Raw genomic sequence first — 18197 nt, forward strand, 5'->3', positions numbered from 1 at the left:
TTTTTCGGGAATTCACCCGGCAGATTTCGTCACATATCAAAGCCACGCGTGGAAGCTGTGTTTTCCGGTGAAACACCCTCCGTTGCGAGTCGCTATTAACTCGTTGATAGCGCCGAAGGCAGGCGCTAAAACCTTCTCGATCATGTTGCAACTGGATGGTTATTTCCGCCTGACGCGCGATATTGGCGCCGAGTCGATGCCCTTCCCGGGCTCCTACGAACCGGGTCTTGTCGCGCTCTCTGTCTTCATTGCCGTGCTCGCCGCTTTCGTCGCGCTGTCCCTGTCCAGCCGCGTAGCGGCAGCGCGCAATGCCGGCGCGCGCCTGGCCTGGATCGCAGGTGGCGGGGTCAGCATGGGCGGCGGCATCTGGGCGATGCATTTCATCGGTATGCTCGCCTTCGATATTCCCTGCGCCGTCACCTACGACACCACGATCACCATCCTTTCCATGATTCCCGGCGTGCTGGCCAGCAGTGTGGCGCTGGTGGTGATTGCCGATCCGCGCGGCTTCAGCTGGGCAAGGCTGGCGCTGGGTGCGGTGCTGATGGGCGCCGGCATCGGCGCGATGCATTATGCCGGCATGGCGGCGATGCGCATGGATGCGCTGCTGCGCTACGATATCATCATGGTGCTGATCTCGGTGGCGGTGGCGGTGCTGCTGGCCTTTGTCGCGCTCGGCATCCGCTTCCTGCTGCAGCTGCATCCCAGGCTGTCCGATTACTCGATGCCGCTGGCCGCCGTGATCATGGGCTGTGCCGTGCCGGGCATGCATTACACCGCCATGGCGGCGGCGCGCTTCTATCCCATCGCCACGCCGGCGCAGGCCGTGCCGGCAATGGATCCAACCATGGTGGCGGTGCTGATCGCCATCTTCACCCTGGGCATCGCCGCCCTGGCGCTGGCCGCCGGTTTCGCCGGTCGCCAGTTCGAGACCGCCACGCGCCTGGCCGCCGAAGTGGAATTGCGCAGCGAACTTGAGCGCGAACTGCGCGCCGACCGTGCCCGCCTGCAAGCGATTTTCGACAGTGCCAATGACGGCATCATCACGGCCAATGCCCAGGGCCGCCTGCTGCATTGGAGCCGTGGCGCTGAACGCATCTTCGGCTACTCTCTCGCCGAAGCGGTGGTGCGGGACATAGAGGATCTGGTGCCGGGCCTGCGTGGCAGCGAACTGGGCCAGGATCTGGGGCGCCGCAGCCGGGGCGAAATCGGCCAGCTCAGCGTCTGGCAGCAGGAATTCCTTGCCAAGCGCAAGGATGGCAGCCTGGTGCCGGTGGAGCTTTCGGTCAGCGAGGCCAATATCGACGGCAACATGCTGCTTACCGGCATCGTGCGCGATATCACCGAGCGCCGCCGCAGCCAGCAGGAACTGGAAAAGGCGCGCGAAGGCGCCGAAGCCGCCAATCAGGCCAAGTCGATGTTCCTGGCCAATATGAGCCATGAAATCCGCACGCCGCTGAACGCCGTGATCGGCATGGCGCATCTGATGCTCAAGACCGAGCTCAATCCGCGCCAGCGCGATTATGTGCGCAAGATCCAGCAATCCGGCCGCCATCTGCTCGGCGTGGTCAACGATGTGCTGGATTTCTCCAAGATCGAAGCCGATCAGCTGAGCCTGGAGCGTGTCGAGTTCGATCTCGAAAGCGTGCTGGTCGGGGTTTCCGATGTGGTGGCCGAGCGCGCCAATGCCAAGGGCCTGGAACTGATCTTCGATCTGCCGCCCGATCTGCGCACCAACCTGATCGGCGATCCGCTGCGGCTGGGCCAGGTGCTGATCAACTATACCAACAATGCGCTCAAGTTCACCGAGAACGGCGAAGTGGTGGTGCAGGTGCGCCAGGAGCAGGAAACCGCCGATGGCCTGATGCTGCGCTTCACTGTGCGTGATACCGGCATCGGCATCGAGCCGGAGAAGCTGTCGCGCCTGTTCCAGTCCTTCCAGCAGGCCGATACCTCCACCACGCGTCGCTATGGCGGCACCGGCCTTGGCCTGGCGATCTCGCGCCGCCTGTCCGAGATGATGGGGGGCGAGGCTGGTGTCAGCAGCGTGCTCGGCAAGGGCAGCGAGTTCTGGTTCACCGCCTGGCTCGGCAAGGGCCATACCGCGCCGAGCCGCCGTGCCATGGAGCCGGCCCTGGCCGGCCGCACCGCCTTGCTGGTGGATGACAATGCCAGCGCCCGCGCCACCATCGCCGACATGCTGGAAGCGATGCGCTTCCGCGTGCTGGTGGCAACCAGCGGCGCCGAGGCATTGCGGATTGCCGAAACCGAAACCTACGATATCGCCTTCGTTGATTGGCGTATGCCCGATCTCGATGGCCTGCAGACCGTGGCCCTGCTGCGTCAGAAGGCGCGTGCCGGCGCCGCGCATGTGCTGGTCACCGCCTATGGCCGCGAGGATGTATTGCGCCAGGCCGAGGCGGCGGGGCTGGATGATATCCTGGTCAAGCCGGTGAACGGCTCGATGCTGTTCGATTGCGCGGTGCGGCTGATTTCCGGTGCCGGACCGCAATTGCTGACCAGCGAGGGCCTGGAAGGCAATGGCGAGCAATGGGCCAGCCTGCGCGGCCGCCGCGTGCTGCTGGTGGAGGATAACGAACTCAACCGCGATGTGGCGCGTGATCTACTGCATGCCGCCGGCGTGGTGGTCGGGATGGCGCATGATGGCCGCCAGGCGCTGGACATGCTGGAGCTTGAGCGCTTCGATCTGGTGCTGATGGACATGCAGATGCCGGTGATGGATGGCATCGCCGCCACCCGCGCCATCCGCGCGCAGGCGGAACTGGCGACCCTGCCGGTGATCGCCATGACCGCCAATGCCATGGCGCAGGATCGCGCCATCTGCCTGGCCGCCGGCATGAACGATCATCTCGCCAAGCCGATCAATCCGGATCTGCTCTACGACATGCTGGTGCGCTGGCTCGGCGCGCCGCCGCAGCCGGCGGTTCCCAAGCAGGTCATCGTGGTGCCGCCGGCCTTTGCCGGCCTCGCCACCTTGCTGGATGTGCCCGGCGGCCTGCGCCGCGTGCTGAATCAGCCGGAACGCTATCTTGCCATGCTGGGCAAATATGCCAGCGGCCAGGCGCAGCTGATGTCGCGGCTGCGCAGCGCCCTGGCGGTGGATGATTGTGCGGCTGCCGAGCGCGAAGCCCATACCGCACGCGGCCTTGCCGGCAATATCGGTGCCGAGGCGGTGGTCGCGGCGGCGGCGCGGCTGGAGCAGGCGATCAGGCAGGGCTGCCCCGGCGCGATGCTGAGCGAGGAACTGGACGATCTGGAAGCCGCGCTCGGCCATGTGCTGGATGGTATCGGCGCGGTACTGGCGCGGCTGATACCGCAGCCGGAAGTGGCGCTGGCGGTCAGCATCGTGGACGATGCCGCCGTGCAGCAGCTTGAAACCCTGCTGGCCGAAGATGATCCAGCGGCGCGGGATTATTACGATGGCATTGCCGCCGGGCTGGCGTTGCGTTTTGGCCCGGGCCTGGGCAATGCAATGAGTGCCGCGCTCGGGGCCTATGATCTGCCGACGGCGCGGCAATTGCTCCAGGAAGCAAGGCAGGCTGAGCGGAAAGTGTCATGACAGTACTGCCCGAAGACGGCGCCGAGACGCGCCCGACCATCCTGGCGGTGGATGATACGCCGGATAACCTTACCCTGCTGCACGGCCTGCTGAAGGACCGCTACCGCGTCAAGGTGGCGAATGGCGGCAGCGTTGCCCTGCGCATCGCCAACAGTACGCCGGCGCCGGACCTGATCCTGCTTGATGTGATGATGCCGGAGATGGATGGCTACGAAGTCTGCCGCCGGCTCAAGGCCGATCCGGCAACGCGCGACATCCCGGTGGTATTCCTCACCGCCAAGTCGGATGTGGAGGACGAGCGTTATGGCCTCGATCTCGGCGCGGTCGATTATATTACCAAGCCGATCAGCCCGCCGATCGTGCTCTCGCGCGTGCGCAACCACCTGCGGCTCAAGGATGCGGCGGATTTCCTGAAAGACAAGACGGTCTATCTCGAAGCCGAGGTGCGCCGCCGCACCCGCAGCCTGCGCGCGATCCAGGATGCGGTGATCATGGCGCTGGCTTCGCTGGCGGAAACCCGCGACAACGAGACCGGTAACCATATCCGCCGCACGCAGAACTATGTCCGCCGCCTGGCTGAGGAGCTGAAGCAGCACCCGGATTTCGCCGCTCAGCTCGATGATGAGACCGTCCGCCTGCTCTACAAGTCGGCGCCGCTGCATGACATCGGCAAGGTCGGCATCCCCGATGCCATCCTGCTCAAGCCGGATAGGCTGACGGCGGATGAATTCGAAGTGATGAAGCGCCATGCGCAACTGGGCTGCGATGCCATCGAGACGGCGTTGCAGGACCTGGAGGAAGGCGACCGCGCCTTCTTGCAGCATGCCTGCGATATCGCGGCGACGCATCATGAGAAATGGAACGGCAGCGGCTATCCGCGCGGCCTGGCCGGCGAGGCGATTCCGCTATCGGGACGCCTAATGGCGCTGGCCGATGTTTACGACGCGCTGATCAGCAAGCGCATCTACAAGCCGGCTTTTCCGCATGAAGAAGCCGTGCGGCTGATCAGCGAAGGCAGCGGCAGCCATTTCGATCCGCGAATCGTCGCGGTGTTCATGGCCATCGAGCAGGATTTCCGCGTCATCGCGCAGCAATTCGCCGATTAAGGGTCTAGCGCACCACGCCGGAGATGACATCCACCACCAGGCCGTCGCTGCGCACCAGCGCCACGTCATGGGCGATCACCACGCGTTCAAGTCCATTGGGAAGCTTCGGCAGGTCGCGGCGCAGCGCGCTCGGTAAAGGCCGGCGCTCGAAATTCGGCGGCAGGATATCGCCCTTTACCGGCTGCTTGGCAACACCCGCCGGCAGGGCGCGTTCCATGCTCTTGCGGCTGGCCTTGGCGCGGATCTGATCCTCGCGCAGGCGCTCGAAATAACGCGGGATGATCCACTGGTCCGGTCCGGCAAAGCCGGTTACCGCCAGCGGATTGGGATCATAGGCGGCAGGCCCGGTACCGATGAATTCGGATGGCCCCTTGTCCTTTGCCGCCACCGGCAGGGCGGCGAGCAGCAACAGCACGAGCAGGGCGGCGGCGCGGCGGCGCATTACGCCTGTACCTCTGCCGCTGCTTCCAGAGCCGCCTGCTTGGCGGCCTGTTCGCGCAGGATATCGGCCTTGGAACGTTTCACGCTGGCGGATTTGAGCTGGCCGCAGGCAGCCATGATGTCGCGGCCGCGCGGCGTGCGCACCGGCGAGGAATAGCCGGCATTGAACACGATCTCGCTGAACTGGTTGATCATGTTGTTGCTGGAACATTCATAGGGCGCGCCGGGCCAGGGGTTGAACGGGATCAGGTTCACCTTGGCCGGAATCCCTTGCAGCAGCCGCACCAGTTCGCGCGCATCCGCCGGGGTGTCGTTCACGCCTTTCAGCATCACATATTCAAAGGTGATGCGGCGCGCATTGCTCAAGCCCGGATATTTGGCGCAGGCGGCGAGCAGTTCCTTGATCGGGTATTTCTTGTTCAGCGGCACCAGCACGTCGCGGATATCATCGCGCACCGCATGCAGTGAAATCGCCAGGTTGACATCCAGTTCGGCGCCGCAGCGCTCGATCATCGGCACCACGCCGGCGGTGCTGAGCGTGATGCGGCGCTTGGAGATCGAGATGCCCTCGTTGTCCATCACGATCTTCAGCGCCTTCGACACATTGTCGAAGTTATACAAAGGCTCGCCCATGCCCATCATCACGATGTTGGACAGCATGCGGCCATCTTTCGGCGAGGGCCATTCGCCCAGGGCATCGCGCGCCAGCATCACCTGGCCGACGATTTCGGCGGGATTGAGATTGCGCACCAGCTTCATGGTGCCGGTATGGCAGAAGCGGCAGGTCAGCGTGCAGCCAACCTGGGAAGAGACGCAGAGCGCGCCACGGTCTTCCTCCGGGATATGCACTGCTTCGGCCTCTTCGCCATCGGCGAATTTCAACAGCCATTTGCGGGTGCCGTCGGTGCTTTGCAGGTCGCGGCTGGCGCCTGGACGGCCAACCTGGAAATGGCTGGCCAGGCGTTCGCGCAGATCCTTGGCCAGCGTGGTCATGACGCTGAAATCGCGCGCACCGCGATGGTAGATCCAGTGCCAGAGCTGATTGGCGCGCATCTTGGCGGCCTTCTCAGCCTCGCCGGCCTCGATCAGCTTGGCGGCGATCTCTGCCCGGGTCAGGCCCAGCAGTTCGATGGCGCCGCTGTTGCCAGCCGCCGGCTGTTCGGGCCGGGCAGCGATATCGGGAACCAGGGCGGCGCTCATGATGTCGCTCCACTCAGGCCGCAGGCCTTGTCGATGGCCTTCAGCGCCTCGCCGAAACCGCTGAGGCTGTAGGTGTCGGTGGTGGAGGTGCCGCGTGCCGAGGTGCCTTTCACGGTCAGCTGCTTGCCCTTCTTCAGGGCATCCACCAGCTTGGCGTCGGTATCGGCATTGGGCGCCCAGGCGGCCTCGCCATGGGTGAACATGTCGAAATTGTCCTTGCCGATGCTGGCCTGGGCCGGGCTTTGCGGCTTCAGGCCATAGCCGAACACGATGCTTACCTCGTTGCGCACCTTGGTGGCGGTCTTGTGCGTCACCAGCAGATAGATTTCGCCACGCTTGGCGGTGGCCGGCTCCTTTTTCTCCGGCAGGCCGTGCAGGTAGCAGGTGCGGCCATCCTTGCCGTCGAGCTGATAGGCCTGCCAGCCCTGGAAGCTGCCGATCCGCTTGGTCTCCGGCTTCTTCGCCTCGGGTTTGGCGGCCTCGGGCTTGGGCGCGGTCTTTTGCGCCTGTGCCTGGGAAAAGCCGGCAGTCGGCGCCAGCAGCAGCAGCGTCGCAAAGAGGGGGGCGATGGGAGAGATCATAACGGGGGGGAACATAGCGGCGCGGGGGCGGCTTTTCCACCCCCTTTTCACACAACCGGCTTGGGAACCCCACTAAGTCTTTGGCTTGTCTTGCATAGTTTGCCGCGCTCAAGCACCATGGAGGCGAGATAGGCGCGTCCGGGAGGCAGTTGGGTGGACCGGCAAAGTCAGGCAGAGCTGCTACGCCGCGTGGCGGAAGCGCAGGACCGCGCCGCCTTTGCCGAACTGTTCCGCCATTTCGCGCCGCGCGTAAAGGGCTACATGCTGCGCCAGGGCGCAGCCGAAGATGTGGCCGAGGAACTGGCGCAGGAAAGCCTGATCACGCTGTGGCACCGCGCCGTCACCTTCGATCCGGCGCAGGCTTCCGTCGCCACCTGGATCTTCACCATCGCGCGCAACAAGCGCATCGATCGCATCCGGCGCGAGAAACGCCCCGAACTCGATCCCGATGACCCGGCCCTGCAGCCCGATCCCGAGCCGTCGCCGGATGCAGCATTGGACCAGATGCAGGATGAGGAAAGGCTGCGTAGCGCCTTGGCCGATCTTCCGGCCGAACAGAAGCGGCTGCTGGAACTGGCCTTCTTCCAGGATATCTCGCACCGCGACATCGCGGCGGCGGAAAATCTGCCGCTCGGCACGGTGAAATCGCGCATCCGCCTGGCGCTGGCCCGGCTCAAGGGCAGGCTGGAAAGCGATTAACTTCCGCTGCGCGCTCTCATGCCTTGCGTCAGGCGTTTCAGCAGGCCGAGCAGCAGCTTCTGCTCCTTCGGCGACAGCAATGCCATGATATTGGCCTCATGGCGTTCAACCCCGGCAGTCACCCGCCTGAGCAGGGCGTGGCCCTTGGGGCTGAGTGATAAGGCATAAGAGCGGCGGTCGCTGGCCGCCTTGCGCCGCAGCACCACGCCCTTGCGCACCAGTTGCTCCAAGGCCGGGGTCAGCGTGGATTTATCCAGGCCCACCGCCTGGCTCAGGGCGCTCTGGGTGATGCCGGGATTATGCGCCAGCAGGGTAAGCAGGCTGAAACGGCCGGGCGACACGCCATCGGGCGCTACTTCACGGGCGAAATCGGCATAATCGGCCAGCTGCGCCATGCGCAGGTGATAGCCGTAATAGCCCGGCAGCGGCCCGAAATCGGGGGCCGGCGACGGGGCGGCGGGTTTCTCAACGGATTGCTTGCGGCGGGCCATGGTCAATACGGTCGGGTCAGTTCATGTGGCTCGGCAGATACAGCGCGATGGCCGGGAAGATCACGATCAGCGCCAGCCGCACCAGATCAATCAGGATGAAGGGCATGACGCCTTTATAGATGGTGCCGAGGCTAACGTCGCGGGCGATGGAGTTGATCACGAACACATTGATGCCGACCGGCGGCATCACCATGCCCAGGGTTGTGACCATGACGATGATGACGCCGAACCAGATCGGATCGAAGCCAAGCTGCATCATTACGGGATAGACGATCGGCACCGTCACCAGAATGATCGCCAGTTCATCCATCAGCGCGCCCAGCACCAGATACATCACCAGGATCAGGGTCAGCACGCCATAGGGACCGACCGGCAATTCGGTGAGAAAGCCGGAAACCTTCTGCGGCGTCTGGGTGATGACCAGGAAATAACCGAACAGGAAGGCGCCGACCACGATGGTGAAGATCGAGCCGCCGGTGCGCACCGCCTCGATCAGGCTGGCCTTGATCTCCGGCCAGCGCAGCCGGCCGCGCAGCACGCCGATGATCAGCGCGCCGCAGGCGCCGCAACCCGCTGCCTCGGTGGCGGTGAAGATGCCGCCATACATGCCGCCGACAATGCCGATGAACAGCAAAGCCGTGGCCCAGATGTCGCGCAGGCTGTCGAGCCGCTCGCGCCAATCAGCTTTCTTGCCGCGCGGCAGCCAACCGGGCCGCCACAGGCCGACCAGCTGGATCGTCACCATGTAGCACAGCACACCCAGAAGGCCGGGCAGAATGCCGGAGATGAACAGCTTGCCGATATCCTGCTCGGTGAGCAGGCCGTAGAGCGCGAAGATCACCGAGGGCGGGATCATGATGCCGAGCGTGCCGCCAGCCGCGATCACGCCGGTGGAGAAGCCGGGATTGTAGCCGGCGCGGCGCATTTCCGGCAGAGCCACGTTGGTCATGGTGGCGGCGGTGGCCACCGAGGAACCGTTGATGGCGGCGAAGCCGGCGCAGGCGGTAACGGTGGCCATGGCCAGGCCGCCGCGGCGATGGCCGAGCCAGGCTTCGCCGGCGCGGAACAATTCACGGCTCATGCCGGCATGGGAAGCGAAGCAGCCCATCAGGATGAACATCGGGATCACCGCCAGGTCGTAATCGGTGGCGACCCGGATCGGCGATTGCGCCAGCAGGTTCATCGCCGGCTTGAGAGCGGCGAGGATGCCGAAGCCGCCAACGCCGACAATGCCCATGGCGATGCCCACCGGCACGCGCAGCACCATCAGCACGAACAGCACGACGAAGCCGCCAATGGCGATCACATCCTGATCAAACATCAGCCACCTCGTCTTCGGCACGGGTATCGACGCGCCGGCCGAGAGCCAGCCGGGTCAGGCGCAGCAGCAGCAGCACAGCCGCCAGCACCACGCCCAGGGCGGCGACGGCATAGAGCGGCCAGACCGGCAGGCGCAGGTCGAAAGTCTGCTCATGGCTGGCATAGACGCTGATCACCTTGTCCTTCAGCATCCAGGCGAACAGCAGCATGAAGCCCAGCGTGATGGCAGTGGCGAAGATATCGATGGCGCGCTTGCCCCATCTTGGCGCCATTTCCCACAGGCCATCCACCTGGATATGGCGGTTATGGAAACCGGCCAGCGCAATGCCCCAGAACATCGCGGTGCCGAGCAGCAGGCGCGAGGCATCGAAGGAATCCGGCAGGCCGTAGCTGAACAGCCAGCGCAGCATCACGGTGGTGAAGGTGAGCAACGCCACTGCCAGCAGCAGCAGGCCGGCCACCAGCTCCACCCGGTCGATAAAACGGTTCATGATCCCCCGCAGGAACGCCACCGCCGGCCACGATGCGTTATCATGGCCGGCGGCTTAAGCAATCATCGCAATGCGGCTTTAGAAAGCGGCGGCGTTGCGCTTCTTCAGTTCGGCCTTGAGTTCGGCGAGGGCTTCCTCGCCGTTGACACCGACCTTCTTCACATCTTCATACCAGACCTTGGTCAATTCATCGCCGATCTTGCGCCAGGCCACCATGTCGGCCTCGCTCGGCTTGACGAATTCATGATCCGACATCGAGCGCAGCTTCTCGCGGCCCGCCGATTCCTGATCGGCCCAGGGGCCGGCCAGCGCCAGCGCGGCATCGGTGTTGCAATTGGCGTCGATGGCCTTCTTCTGGTTGGCCGACATCTTGTCGTAGGTGCCCTTGTTCATCACCAGCACGAAATTGCTGACATAGAGCGGCGCATCCATATGCAGCTTGGCCACCTTGTCGATGCCGAACACGAACAGGCTGTCCCACGGGAAGGTGATGGCATCCGCCGTGCCACGCTCCAGTGATTCACGGGCCTCCGGTGCCGCCACCTGCACATTGACGCCGCCGGCCATGCTCACCAGGCGGGCCATGGTGGCATTGCCCGGGCGGATCTTCTTGCCCTTGAGGTCGTCCGGCTTGGTGATGCGCACCTTGCCATGGAAAGTGGCGGCGTCATGCGCCCAGGTCAGGCAGACCTTGGTATCGGCCATCTCCTTGGCGGCATATTTGCGGTACCAGGAATCCAAAGCCGCCGAGCCCTGCTTGGCATTGGCGAGCAGGAAGGGCAGTTCGCTGCCGGCGATCACCGGGAAGCGGCCCGGCTGGTAGCCGGGATTGACATAGGTGAGGTCGGCAACGCCATCGCGCGCCATGTCGTAATGATCCTTGGCGGCGCCAAGCTGCTGTGCCGGGAAGATCTGCGTCTTGATGCTGCCGCCTGACGCCTTTTCCACTGCCGCGCCCCAGGCGGTGAAGCCGCCATGCAGGTTATGCGCTGCCGGCAGCCAATGGCCGAGCCGCAGGGTCACCGGCTTGTCTTGTGCTTCGGCGGCAGGTGCCGCCAGGGCCAGGGTGAGCAGGGTGGCAGACAGGGTAATACCCACAGACAGAATACGGCTCTTGGTGAGCATGATGCTGGTTTCCTCCGCTATGCGGTGAGGCGCGATGGCGTCACCGTCGTTGTGATGGCGCCGAGCTTAGCGTGAATAATAGTTTGATATCAAACTGTTTCTTGACCTGGGCGCTGCACCATGCGACCTTTCCGCTCAGGGGAGAAAAGCGCCGATGGAACGGTCATTCAGCAAGGAAATTCAGGCTTTACGGCTGGGGCAGGGCGAACTGTTCGAGGGCGAGGGCATCCTGGCGGTGACCAAGGCCCTGCTGCAATCCGGCGTCGCTTATGTCGGCGGCTACCAGGGCGCGCCGGTCTCGCATCTGATCGATGTGCTGGTGCAGGCGCAGGATATCCTGGATGATCTCGGCATCCATCTGGAAACCTGCACCAACGAGGCTTCGGCGGCGGCCATGCTCGGCGCCTCGATCAACTATCCGGCACGCGGTGCCGTCACCTGGAAATCAATCGTCGGCACCAATGTCGCCTCCGATGCTCTGAGCAACCTGGCCTCGCCGGGCGTGATCGGCGGCGCCATGATCGTGATCGGTGAGGATTATGGCGAAGGCGCCAGCGTGATCCAGGAACGCAGCCATGCCTTTGCGCTGAAATCCTCCATGTGGCTGCTCGATCCGCGTCCGGAGCTTGCCACCATCGTGCGCTGCGTCGAGAAAGGCTTCGAATTGTCGGAAGCCTCCAACACGCCGGTGATGCTGGAATTACGCATCCGCGCCTGCCATGTCACCGGCAGTTTCACGGCGGCGCAGAACCGTGCCGCCGATGTTTCGCGCCGCGCCAAGGTGGGGCCGGCAGCGTTCAACTACGATCACCTGGCGCATCCGCCCGCCACCTTCAAACAGGAAAAGCTGAAATTCGAGCAGCGCCTGCCCGCCGCCCAGCGTTTCATTCTGGAGCAGGGCCTGAACGAGTTGATGCCGGGCGATCTGGATGACATCGGCATCATCGTGCAGGGCGGCATCTATAATGCGCTGAGCCGCTCGTTGCAGACGCTCGGGCTGGCCGATGCCTTCGGGCAATGCCGCGTGCCGATGCTGGTGCTGAACGTGACGCATCCGCTGGCGCCGCAGCAGGTGCTGGATTTCTGCGCCGGCAAAAGCCATGTGCTGGTGGTGGAGGAAGGCGGGCCGGAATATCTCGAACAGGCCATCGGCACCATCCTGCGCCGCGCCGACCGCAACCTGCGCCTGGCCGGCAAGGATGTGCTGCCGATGGCGGGTGAATACACGATCGAGGTATTGACGCGCGGCCTGCTGGCCTGGCTGCCCAAGGCGCGGCCCGATCTTGATCTGGCTGCACCGGCTGCCGCCTTCGATGCCGCCCAGGCGCAGCGTGCCAAGGCACAGGGCCTGATCGGTCCCGACCTGCCGCTGCGGCCGCCGACCTTCTGCACCGGCTGCCCGGAACGGCCGGTTTTCACCGCGATCAAGCTGGTGGAGCGCGAAACCGGCCCGGTGCATGTCGCCGCCGATATCGGCTGCCATGCGCTCGCCACTTTCGCGCCCTTTTCGGTCGGCCATTCCATTCTCGGCTATGGCATGAGCCTGGCTTCGGCTGCCGGAGTCGGGCCGTTGTCGCAGCGCCGTCCCATCGCCATCATGGGCGATGGCGGCTTCTGGCATAACGGCCTGATCACCGGGGTTTCCTCGGCCCTGTTCAATCGCGGCGATGGCGTATTGGTGGTGTTGCAGAACGGCTATACCTCGGCCACCGGCGTGCAGTATCTGCCATCTTCAAAACAGAGCCGCCACGAAGACGGCAAAAGCGGCGCCGATATCGAAACCACCCTGAAGGCTTTGGGTGTGCAATGGGTGAAGCGGCTGCGCTCCTATGGCCTGGGTGGCATGACCGCGGCCTTGAAGGAGGCTTTGTCCACGGCGCAGCAGGGCCTCAAGGTGATCATCGCCGATGGTGAATGTCAGCTTGCCCGCCAGCGCCGCTTGAAGGTTGAGGAAGCCAAGGCTCTGGCGGCGGGCGAGCGCGTGCTGCGTACCCGCTTCGGCATCGATGATGCGGTCTGCACCGGCGACCATTCCTGCATCCGGTTGTCCGGCTGCCCGTCGCTTACCATCAAGCCCAACCCCGATCCGCTGCGCAGCGATCCCATCGCCCATGTCAACCAGGGCTGCGTCGGCTGCGGCCATTGCGGCGAGGTGGCCCATGCCGCCGTGCTCTGCCCGTCCTTCTACAAGACCGAGATCGTGCATAACCCGTCGCTCTGGGATCGGCTCAATCATCGCCTGCATCAATCCGTGATCGGCTGGCTCAGGAGTGTGTGGGCATGAGCGGCGTGCAGCGCCCGATCACCTTGCTGGTGGCGGCCCTTGGCGGCGAAGGCGGCGGCGTGCTCACCGATTGGATCACCGGCGCGGCGCGGCGTGCCGGTTTCCCGGTGCAGGCGACCTCGATTCCCGGCGTGGCGCAGCGCACCGGTGCCACCACCTATTATATCGAGGTCTGGCCGGAAGTGACGCAGCAGCGCCCGGTGATGTGCCTCAATCCCGGCCTGGGTCAGGTCGATGTGATGATCGCCTCGGAGTTTGTCGAGGCCGGCCGCGCCATGCAGAACGGCTATGTCACGCCGGATCGCACGCTGCTGATCGCTTCCACGCACCGGATTTTCGCCGTGGCGGAAAAGAGCGGCATGGGCGATGGGCGTTTTGATACAGGCCGCTTGTTCCGTGCCGCCAAGGAATCGGCCCGCCGCGCCGTGCTGTTCGATATGGATGCGGCAGCGAAAGAATCCGGCTCGATCCTCAATGCCGTGTTGCTCGGTGCCCTGGCCGGCAGCGGCGCGCTGCCGCTGGCCGCCGATCTGTTCGAGGCCGGCATCCGTGCCGAAGGCAAGGCGGTGGAGAGTAACCTGGCCGGCTTCCGTTTCGGCCTAGCCCATGCACGCGGCGAGATCGCCGCTGCTGCTGCACGCGCTGAAATCGCACCCGAACCGATCCCGTTGCTTGATCTGGCGCAGCGTGTCGATGCTCTGCCGGAAGCGGCGCAAAGCCATGCGGCTTCGGGTGTGAAGCGGCTGCTGGATTATCAGGATGCGGCTTATGCCACGCTGTATCTGGATCGCCTGGAAGCCGTCGCCCGCATTGATGCGGAAGGCAGGCTGGCAGCCGAAGTGGCGCGGCATCTGGCCTTGCGCATGAGCGTGGAGGATGTGGTCCGCGTCGCGCAGTTGAAGCTGAAGCCGGAGCGGTTCCAGGCCATCGAGCGTGAAACCCGCATTCAGGCCGGGCAGCCTTACGAAGTGGCGGATTTCCTCAAGCCCGGCATCGAGGAACTGGCCGGCCTGCTGCCGCCTTCCCTGGCGCAGCCGATCCTGCGTCTTGCTGAAACGCGCGGTTGGCGCTGGCATTGGGCGATGACCCTGCCGAGCAACCGGCTGGGCGGCTATCTGCGCTTCCGCCTGCTGGCGGCGCTGAAGCCCTGGCGGCGGCGCAGCCACCGCTATACCGAGGAGCAGGCGCAGATCGAGGATTGGCTCGGCCTGATCCGCCGCGCGGCGGCGCAGGATATCGCGCTGGCGCTCGAAATCGCTGAATGCGCGCGGCTGATCAAAGGCTATGGCGATACCTACAAGCGCGGCCTGGAAAACTACCAGCGCATCCGCGCGCATCTGATCCTGCCGGCCCTGGAAGGCAGGCTGGCCATAGCCCAGGCAGCCGACGCCGTGCTGCAAGCCCGCGTTGCCGCTTTGCGCGATCCGGAAGGCGAGGCCTTGAGCCGTACGCTGTCGGCTTTCACGGCGCTACAGGAGGCCCGCCATGCAGCAGAATGAAGCGATTGCCGGCGAGGCCCTGATTTCGGTGCATCCGCTCGATGTGCAATGGGGCGATTGCGACCCGGCGGATATCGTTTTCTACCCGAATTACTTCGCCTGGTTCGATGCCGGCACCTGGCGGCTGCTGGCGGAAGCCGGTTACACGTTGCAGGAACTGCGCCGCATCGGCTCGATCGGTTTTCCCATCGTCTCGGTGGAAGCCAAGTTCCATGGCCCGGCGGCGGTGCAGGACAGCATTGCCGTGCATAGCCGCATCCTCGAATGGGGCCGCTCCTCCTTCCAGGTCGGCCACCGCATTCAGCGCCAGGACGGTACACTGCTGGTGGAAGGCCGCGAGAAGCGCGTGCTGGCGCAGCCCGATCCTGCGCAGCCCGGCAAGCTCAAGGGCCTGCCGATTCCGGCGGACATGATCCGGCGGCTGGGCTGCGCGGGGTAGCACCGCCATAAGCAGTGAGAAAATGTCATGGCCCGCTTCAGGCGGGCCATCCACGAGTTCTTTTTAAAGAAGCAAATCGTGGATACCCCGCCTTCGCGGGGCATGACGAATTGTAAGAGAGCGCCTTACCGGAAAAGCTTGGTGATGGTGTCGGCGCCGAGGCCGATCTTGTCGTAATGCGCGCGGCACATGGCGATATAGTCATGCACATCGAAATGGCCGGCGGAATTGCCCTGCTCGTCGAGCCAGATCAGCGGACCCGTTACGATGAAGAACACCTTCATCGGCTGTTCATGCTCATAGGCGACGAGCGTGTGGCCCTCACCCGGGGTCTCGTAGACGAAATCGCCGGCGGTAGCGGTCCAGTCATGTTCGAGATAGCCCCACTTGCCCGAGATCGTGTAGGCAAACACTTCATGCGGATGGTAATGCCGGTTCACCAGCCCCGCCGCCTTGGCCATCAGGATGTCGCACCATTTGTTCTGTGCCGGTGAGATCCACAAGGGCCGCGACGATACCGTTTCGGTGAACGGCACATACAGCTTCTCATCGTCGGTCGGCGCATTCTGTATATAGGCTTCCGGCAACGCATCCGGCTTGAACACCGGATTGATCGGCTTCAGGTGACGCCAGAATTCACTGGTGGCGGCTTCGGGCATGGGGCGCTCCGTGGGCTGGGTTGCGGGTCAGATATGCATGCCGCCATCGGCCATCAGCACGCTGCCGGTGGTGAAGCTGCTGGCGGGAGAGGCGAGGAACAGCACGGCTTCGGCGATTTCTTCCGCCAGGCCATGGCGGCCGAGCGGGATCAGGCCATCCAGGAAGGCGCCGGCCTCGGTGCCGATCACATTGCTGAGATGGCCCTCGATCTGGCGCTGGAAGCCATTGTCGATCGGGCCGGGCGCCAGCACGTTGACACGGATGCGGCGCCGCGCCGCTTCCTTGGCCACCGTGCGCATCAAGCCGATCAGGCCATGCTTCGAGGTGGCGTAAGCCGCGATGCCTGGGTCGCTGGTGACGCCGACGACACTGCCGGTCATCACGATGCTGCCGCCATCGCGCAATAAAGGGAGGCCGTATTTGCAGGCCAGGAAAGGCGCGCGCAGGTTCACCGCGATAACACGGTCCCAGGTCTCTTCCGGGTAATCCGTCACCGGGCTGATGGCGCCGCTGACGCCGGCATTGAGGAATAGCACGTCGATGCCACCCCAGAGGCGCTGCGCCGCTTCAAGATAGCGCCGCGTGTCTGCCGCGTCGGCGACATCGGCGGCAATTGACACCGCGTGGCTCGAGGGCGCGCCAAGCTGAGCTTCCGCCGCGCGCAGGGTAGCTTCCTCGCGGTCCACCAGCAGCACACGGGCGCCTTCGCGCAGCAGCCGCTTCACGGCGGCGAGCCCGATGCTGCCGGCGGCCCCGGTAACGACGCAGACCTTGCCTTCCAACTGCCCTTTATCTTCCAGGTGCATGGCGATCAGATCGGGAAATGGCCGGGCTGGGTTTCCATGGTGATCCAGCGCAGTTCGGTGAATTGCTCCACGCCGGCCTTGCCGCCGAAGCGGCCATAGCCCGAAGCCTTCACGCCGCCGAACGGCATCTGCGCTTCGTCATGCACCGTCGGGCCATTGATATGGCAGATGCCGCTTTCGATCCGCTTCGCCACCATGAGGGCGCGGGGAATGTTGCGGCTGAACACGGCAGCGGAAAGGCCGTATTCGGTATCATTGGCCGCCGCCACCGCCGCCGCCTCGCCGTTCGCGCGCACCACGCAGGCCACGGGTCCGAAGCTTTCCTCGTGATAGATGCGCATGTCGGGTGTCACATGATCCAGCACCGTGGCGCTCATCACCGCGCCATCGCGGCTGCCGCCGGCCACCAGCTTAGCACCCTGGCTCACGGCCTCCTCCACCAGCGCCAGCACGCGGTCCACCGCTTCCACATTCACCAGCGCGCCGAGCGCCACATTGCCCTGGCGTGGATCGCCGGAGGTGAGCGACTTGGCCTTGGCGGCGAATTTCGCCACGAAATCGTCGCCCACGGCATTGTCCACCACCACGCGCTCGGTCGACATGCAGATCTGGCCCTGGTTCATGAAGGCGCCGAAGGCCGCCGCCTTCACGGCTTCATCCAGGTCGGCATCATCCAGCACCACCAGCGGCGCCTTGCCGCCGAGTTCGAGCAGCACGGGCTTGAGTTGCTTCGCCGCCAGTTCCGCCACCACGCGGCCGACCTTGGTTGAGCCGGTGAAATTGACCCGGCGCACCGCCTTGTGCGCAATCAGTGCGCCAACCACTTCGGCGGCATCTGCCGGCGCATTGCTCACCACATTGATCACGCCATCGGGCAGGCCGGCCTGCTGGATCGCCTCGGCGATCAGGCGATGGGTGGCGGGGCAGGTCTCGGATGCCTTGAGCACCACGGTATTGCCGCAGGCCAGCGGCATCGCCACGGCGCGGGTGCCAAGGATCACCGGCGCATTCCACGGTGCGATACCGAGCACCACGCCAACCGCTTCACGCGTCGCCATCGCCAGGCAGCCCGGCTTGTCGGACGGAATCACTTCGCCGCCGATCTGCGTCGTCATGGCGGCGGCCTCGCGCAGCATGCCGGAAGCAAGATGCACGTTGAAGCCGGCCCAGGCGGCGGTGGCGCCGATCTCGGCCTGCATGCGGGCGATGAAATCCGGCGCGCGGGCGGCCAGGTTGTCGGCGGCCTTCAGCAGCAGGGTGCGGCGTGCATTGGGGCCAAGCGCCGACCAGGCCGGATAGGCGGCGGCAGCGGCATCCGCGGCGGCATTGGCATCGGCCACCGAGGCGGCGGCGGCGCGGCTCGCCACTTCGCCGCTCAACGGGTTGCGGCGCTCGAAGCTCCTGCCGCCGCTGGCCGCCACATCCTTTCCGCCGATCAGCAATTGGGTCTCGAACATCTTTTCTCTCCCTCTACG

The 18197-nt window shown here is 64.8% G+C and carries 16 protein-coding genes; 6 read left to right on the forward strand and 10 right to left on the reverse strand.

Features of this window, described 5'->3' with window-relative positions; translation table 11 throughout:
• The first annotated feature begins 142 nt into the window (after window positions 1–142).
• Window positions 143–3580: a response regulator gene (locus tag ACQY7X_RS08215; RefSeq protein ID WP_428249418.1), complete on the forward strand. Its 3438-nt coding sequence runs from the start codon at window positions 143–145 to the stop codon at window positions 3578–3580.
• Entirely contained in the window at window positions 3577–4686 is a 1110-nt protein-coding gene (locus ACQY7X_RS08220) for an HD domain-containing phosphohydrolase (RefSeq protein ID WP_428249420.1), read from the forward strand. Before ACQY7X_RS08215 ends, ACQY7X_RS08220 begins: the two co-directional genes overlap by 4 nt.
• 4 nt (window positions 4687–4690) lie before the next feature.
• Here the strand turns inward: ACQY7X_RS08220 and ACQY7X_RS08225 are convergent, their stop codons facing one another.
• From ACQY7X_RS08225 to ACQY7X_RS08235, 3 genes are read right to left on the reverse strand one after another with little or no spacing between them, the layout of a single operon-like run.
• Entirely contained in the window at window positions 4691–5128 is a 438-nt protein-coding gene (locus ACQY7X_RS08225; RefSeq protein WP_428249421.1) for a hypothetical protein, read from the reverse strand.
• A complete protein-coding gene (gene rlmN / locus ACQY7X_RS08230; RefSeq protein ID WP_428249423.1) occupies window positions 5128–6327 on the reverse strand; it encodes a 23S rRNA (adenine(2503)-C(2))-methyltransferase RlmN in 1200 nt (399 codons plus the stop codon). The genes ACQY7X_RS08225 and rlmN overlap by 1 nt, the downstream gene beginning before the upstream one ends.
• Entirely contained in the window at window positions 6324–6908 is a 585-nt protein-coding gene (locus ACQY7X_RS08235) for an invasion associated locus B family protein (protein WP_428249425.1), read from the reverse strand. The genes rlmN and ACQY7X_RS08235 overlap by 4 nt, the downstream gene beginning before the upstream one ends.
• Window positions 6909–7061: 153 nt before the next feature.
• Between ACQY7X_RS08235 and ACQY7X_RS08240 the strand changes: the two genes are divergently transcribed.
• Window positions 7062–7607 carry a sigma-70 family RNA polymerase sigma factor gene (locus ACQY7X_RS08240; protein ID WP_428249426.1) on the forward strand — a complete coding sequence of 182 codons (546 nt, stop codon included), beginning with the start codon at window positions 7062–7064 and terminating at the stop codon, window positions 7605–7607.
• Here ACQY7X_RS08240 and ACQY7X_RS08245 read toward each other — a convergent pair.
• From ACQY7X_RS08245 to ACQY7X_RS08260, 4 genes are all read right to left on the reverse strand, one after another.
• Complete coding sequence (locus tag ACQY7X_RS08245; protein ID WP_428249427.1) at window positions 7604–8098, reverse strand: MarR family winged helix-turn-helix transcriptional regulator; 495 nt, start codon at window positions 8096–8098, stop codon at window positions 7604–7606. The two genes, ACQY7X_RS08240 and ACQY7X_RS08245, sit on opposite strands and share 4 nt — an antisense overlap.
• A 16-nt stretch (window positions 8099–8114) precedes the next feature.
• Window positions 8115–9419, reverse strand: a complete 1305-nt coding sequence (locus ACQY7X_RS08250) for a TRAP transporter large permease (protein WP_428249429.1) — start codon at window positions 9417–9419, stop codon at window positions 8115–8117.
• Complete coding sequence (locus ACQY7X_RS08255; protein ID WP_428249430.1) at window positions 9412–9909, reverse strand: TRAP transporter small permease; 498 nt, start codon at window positions 9907–9909, stop codon at window positions 9412–9414. Before ACQY7X_RS08255 ends, ACQY7X_RS08250 begins: the two co-directional genes overlap by 8 nt.
• A 78-nt stretch (window positions 9910–9987) precedes the next feature.
• On the reverse strand, window positions 9988–11034 hold the full coding sequence (locus ACQY7X_RS08260) for a TRAP transporter substrate-binding protein (RefSeq protein WP_428249431.1): 1047 nt from the start codon (window positions 11032–11034) through the stop codon (window positions 9988–9990).
• Between the two features lie 154 nt (window positions 11035–11188).
• On the opposite strand from ACQY7X_RS08260, the gene ACQY7X_RS08265 reads away from it, so the two are divergent.
• From ACQY7X_RS08265 to ACQY7X_RS08275, 3 genes are read left to right on the forward strand one after another with little or no spacing between them, the layout of a single operon-like run.
• The gene (locus ACQY7X_RS08265) at window positions 11189–13318 is read left to right on the forward strand and encodes a thiamine pyrophosphate-dependent enzyme (protein WP_428249432.1); all 2130 of its coding nucleotides are present in this window, start codon (window positions 11189–11191) and stop codon (window positions 13316–13318) included.
• Window positions 13315–14817, forward strand: a complete 1503-nt coding sequence (locus tag ACQY7X_RS08270) for an indolepyruvate oxidoreductase subunit beta family protein (protein WP_428249434.1) — start codon at window positions 13315–13317, stop codon at window positions 14815–14817. The genes ACQY7X_RS08265 and ACQY7X_RS08270 overlap by 4 nt, the downstream gene beginning before the upstream one ends.
• Window positions 14804–15256, forward strand: a complete 453-nt coding sequence (locus ACQY7X_RS08275; RefSeq protein ID WP_428249436.1) for an acyl-CoA thioesterase — start codon at window positions 14804–14806, stop codon at window positions 15254–15256. The genes ACQY7X_RS08270 and ACQY7X_RS08275 overlap by 14 nt, the downstream gene beginning before the upstream one ends.
• Before the next feature lie 125 nt (window positions 15257–15381).
• Here the strand turns inward: ACQY7X_RS08275 and ACQY7X_RS08280 are convergent, their stop codons facing one another.
• The 3 genes from ACQY7X_RS08280 to ACQY7X_RS08290 are packed head-to-tail and all read right to left on the reverse strand — an operon-like array spanning window position 15382 to window position 18179.
• Complete coding sequence (locus tag ACQY7X_RS08280; protein ID WP_428249437.1) at window positions 15382–15915, reverse strand: 2,4'-dihydroxyacetophenone dioxygenase family protein; 534 nt, start codon at window positions 15913–15915, stop codon at window positions 15382–15384.
• 27 nt (window positions 15916–15942) lie between these two features.
• The gene (locus ACQY7X_RS08285; RefSeq protein WP_428249438.1) at window positions 15943–16722 is read right to left on the reverse strand and encodes an SDR family NAD(P)-dependent oxidoreductase; all 780 of its coding nucleotides are present in this window, start codon (window positions 16720–16722) and stop codon (window positions 15943–15945) included.
• 5 nt (window positions 16723–16727) lie between these two features.
• Entirely contained in the window at window positions 16728–18179 is a 1452-nt protein-coding gene (locus tag ACQY7X_RS08290) for an aldehyde dehydrogenase (RefSeq protein WP_428249439.1), read from the reverse strand.
• Between the last annotated feature and the right edge of the window lie 18 nt (window positions 18180–18197).

The organism is Ferrovibrio sp., assembly GCF_965278975.1.
Classification (GTDB): Bacteria; Pseudomonadota; Alphaproteobacteria; order Ferrovibrionales; family Ferrovibrionaceae; genus Ferrovibrio.

Bases quoted from the DNA above. Each gene is read 5' to 3' on its own strand.
- ACQY7X_RS08265 (WP_428249432.1), top strand. From the start codon at position 11,189: ATGGAACGGTCATTCAGCAAGGAAATTCAGGCTTTACGGCTGGGGCAG.
- ACQY7X_RS08280 (WP_428249437.1), bottom strand. From the start codon at position 15,915: ATGCCCGAAGCCGCCACCAGTGAATTCTGGCGTCACCTGAAGCCGATC.
- ACQY7X_RS08270 (WP_428249434.1), top strand. From the start codon at position 13,315: ATGAGCGGCGTGCAGCGCCCGATCACCTTGCTGGTGGCGGCCCTTGGC.
- rlmN (WP_428249423.1), bottom strand. From the start codon at position 6,327: ATGAGCGCCGCCCTGGTTCCCGATATCGCTGCCCGGCCCGAACAGCCG.
- ACQY7X_RS08250 (WP_428249429.1), bottom strand. From the start codon at position 9,419: ATGTTTGATCAGGATGTGATCGCCATTGGCGGCTTCGTCGTGCTGTTC.
- ACQY7X_RS08285 (WP_428249438.1), bottom strand. From the start codon at position 16,722: ATGCACCTGGAAGATAAAGGGCAGTTGGAAGGCAAGGTCTGCGTCGTT.
- ACQY7X_RS08245 (WP_428249427.1), bottom strand. From the start codon at position 8,098: ATGGCCCGCCGCAAGCAATCCGTTGAGAAACCCGCCGCCCCGTCGCCG.
- ACQY7X_RS08275 (WP_428249436.1), top strand. From the start codon at position 14,804: ATGCAGCAGAATGAAGCGATTGCCGGCGAGGCCCTGATTTCGGTGCAT.
- ACQY7X_RS08255 (WP_428249430.1), bottom strand. From the start codon at position 9,909: ATGAACCGTTTTATCGACCGGGTGGAGCTGGTGGCCGGCCTGCTGCTG.
- ACQY7X_RS08225 (WP_428249421.1), bottom strand. From the start codon at position 5,128: ATGCGCCGCCGCGCCGCCGCCCTGCTCGTGCTGTTGCTGCTCGCCGCC.
- ACQY7X_RS08220 (WP_428249420.1), top strand. From the start codon at position 3,577: ATGACAGTACTGCCCGAAGACGGCGCCGAGACGCGCCCGACCATCCTG.
- ACQY7X_RS08235 (WP_428249425.1), bottom strand. From the start codon at position 6,908: ATGATCTCTCCCATCGCCCCCCTCTTTGCGACGCTGCTGCTGCTGGCG.
- ACQY7X_RS08290 (WP_428249439.1), bottom strand. From the start codon at position 18,179: ATGTTCGAGACCCAATTGCTGATCGGCGGAAAGGATGTGGCGGCCAGC.
- ACQY7X_RS08215 (WP_428249418.1), top strand. From the start codon at position 143: ATGTTGCAACTGGATGGTTATTTCCGCCTGACGCGCGATATTGGCGCC.
- ACQY7X_RS08260 (WP_428249431.1), bottom strand. From the start codon at position 11,034: ATGCTCACCAAGAGCCGTATTCTGTCTGTGGGTATTACCCTGTCTGCC.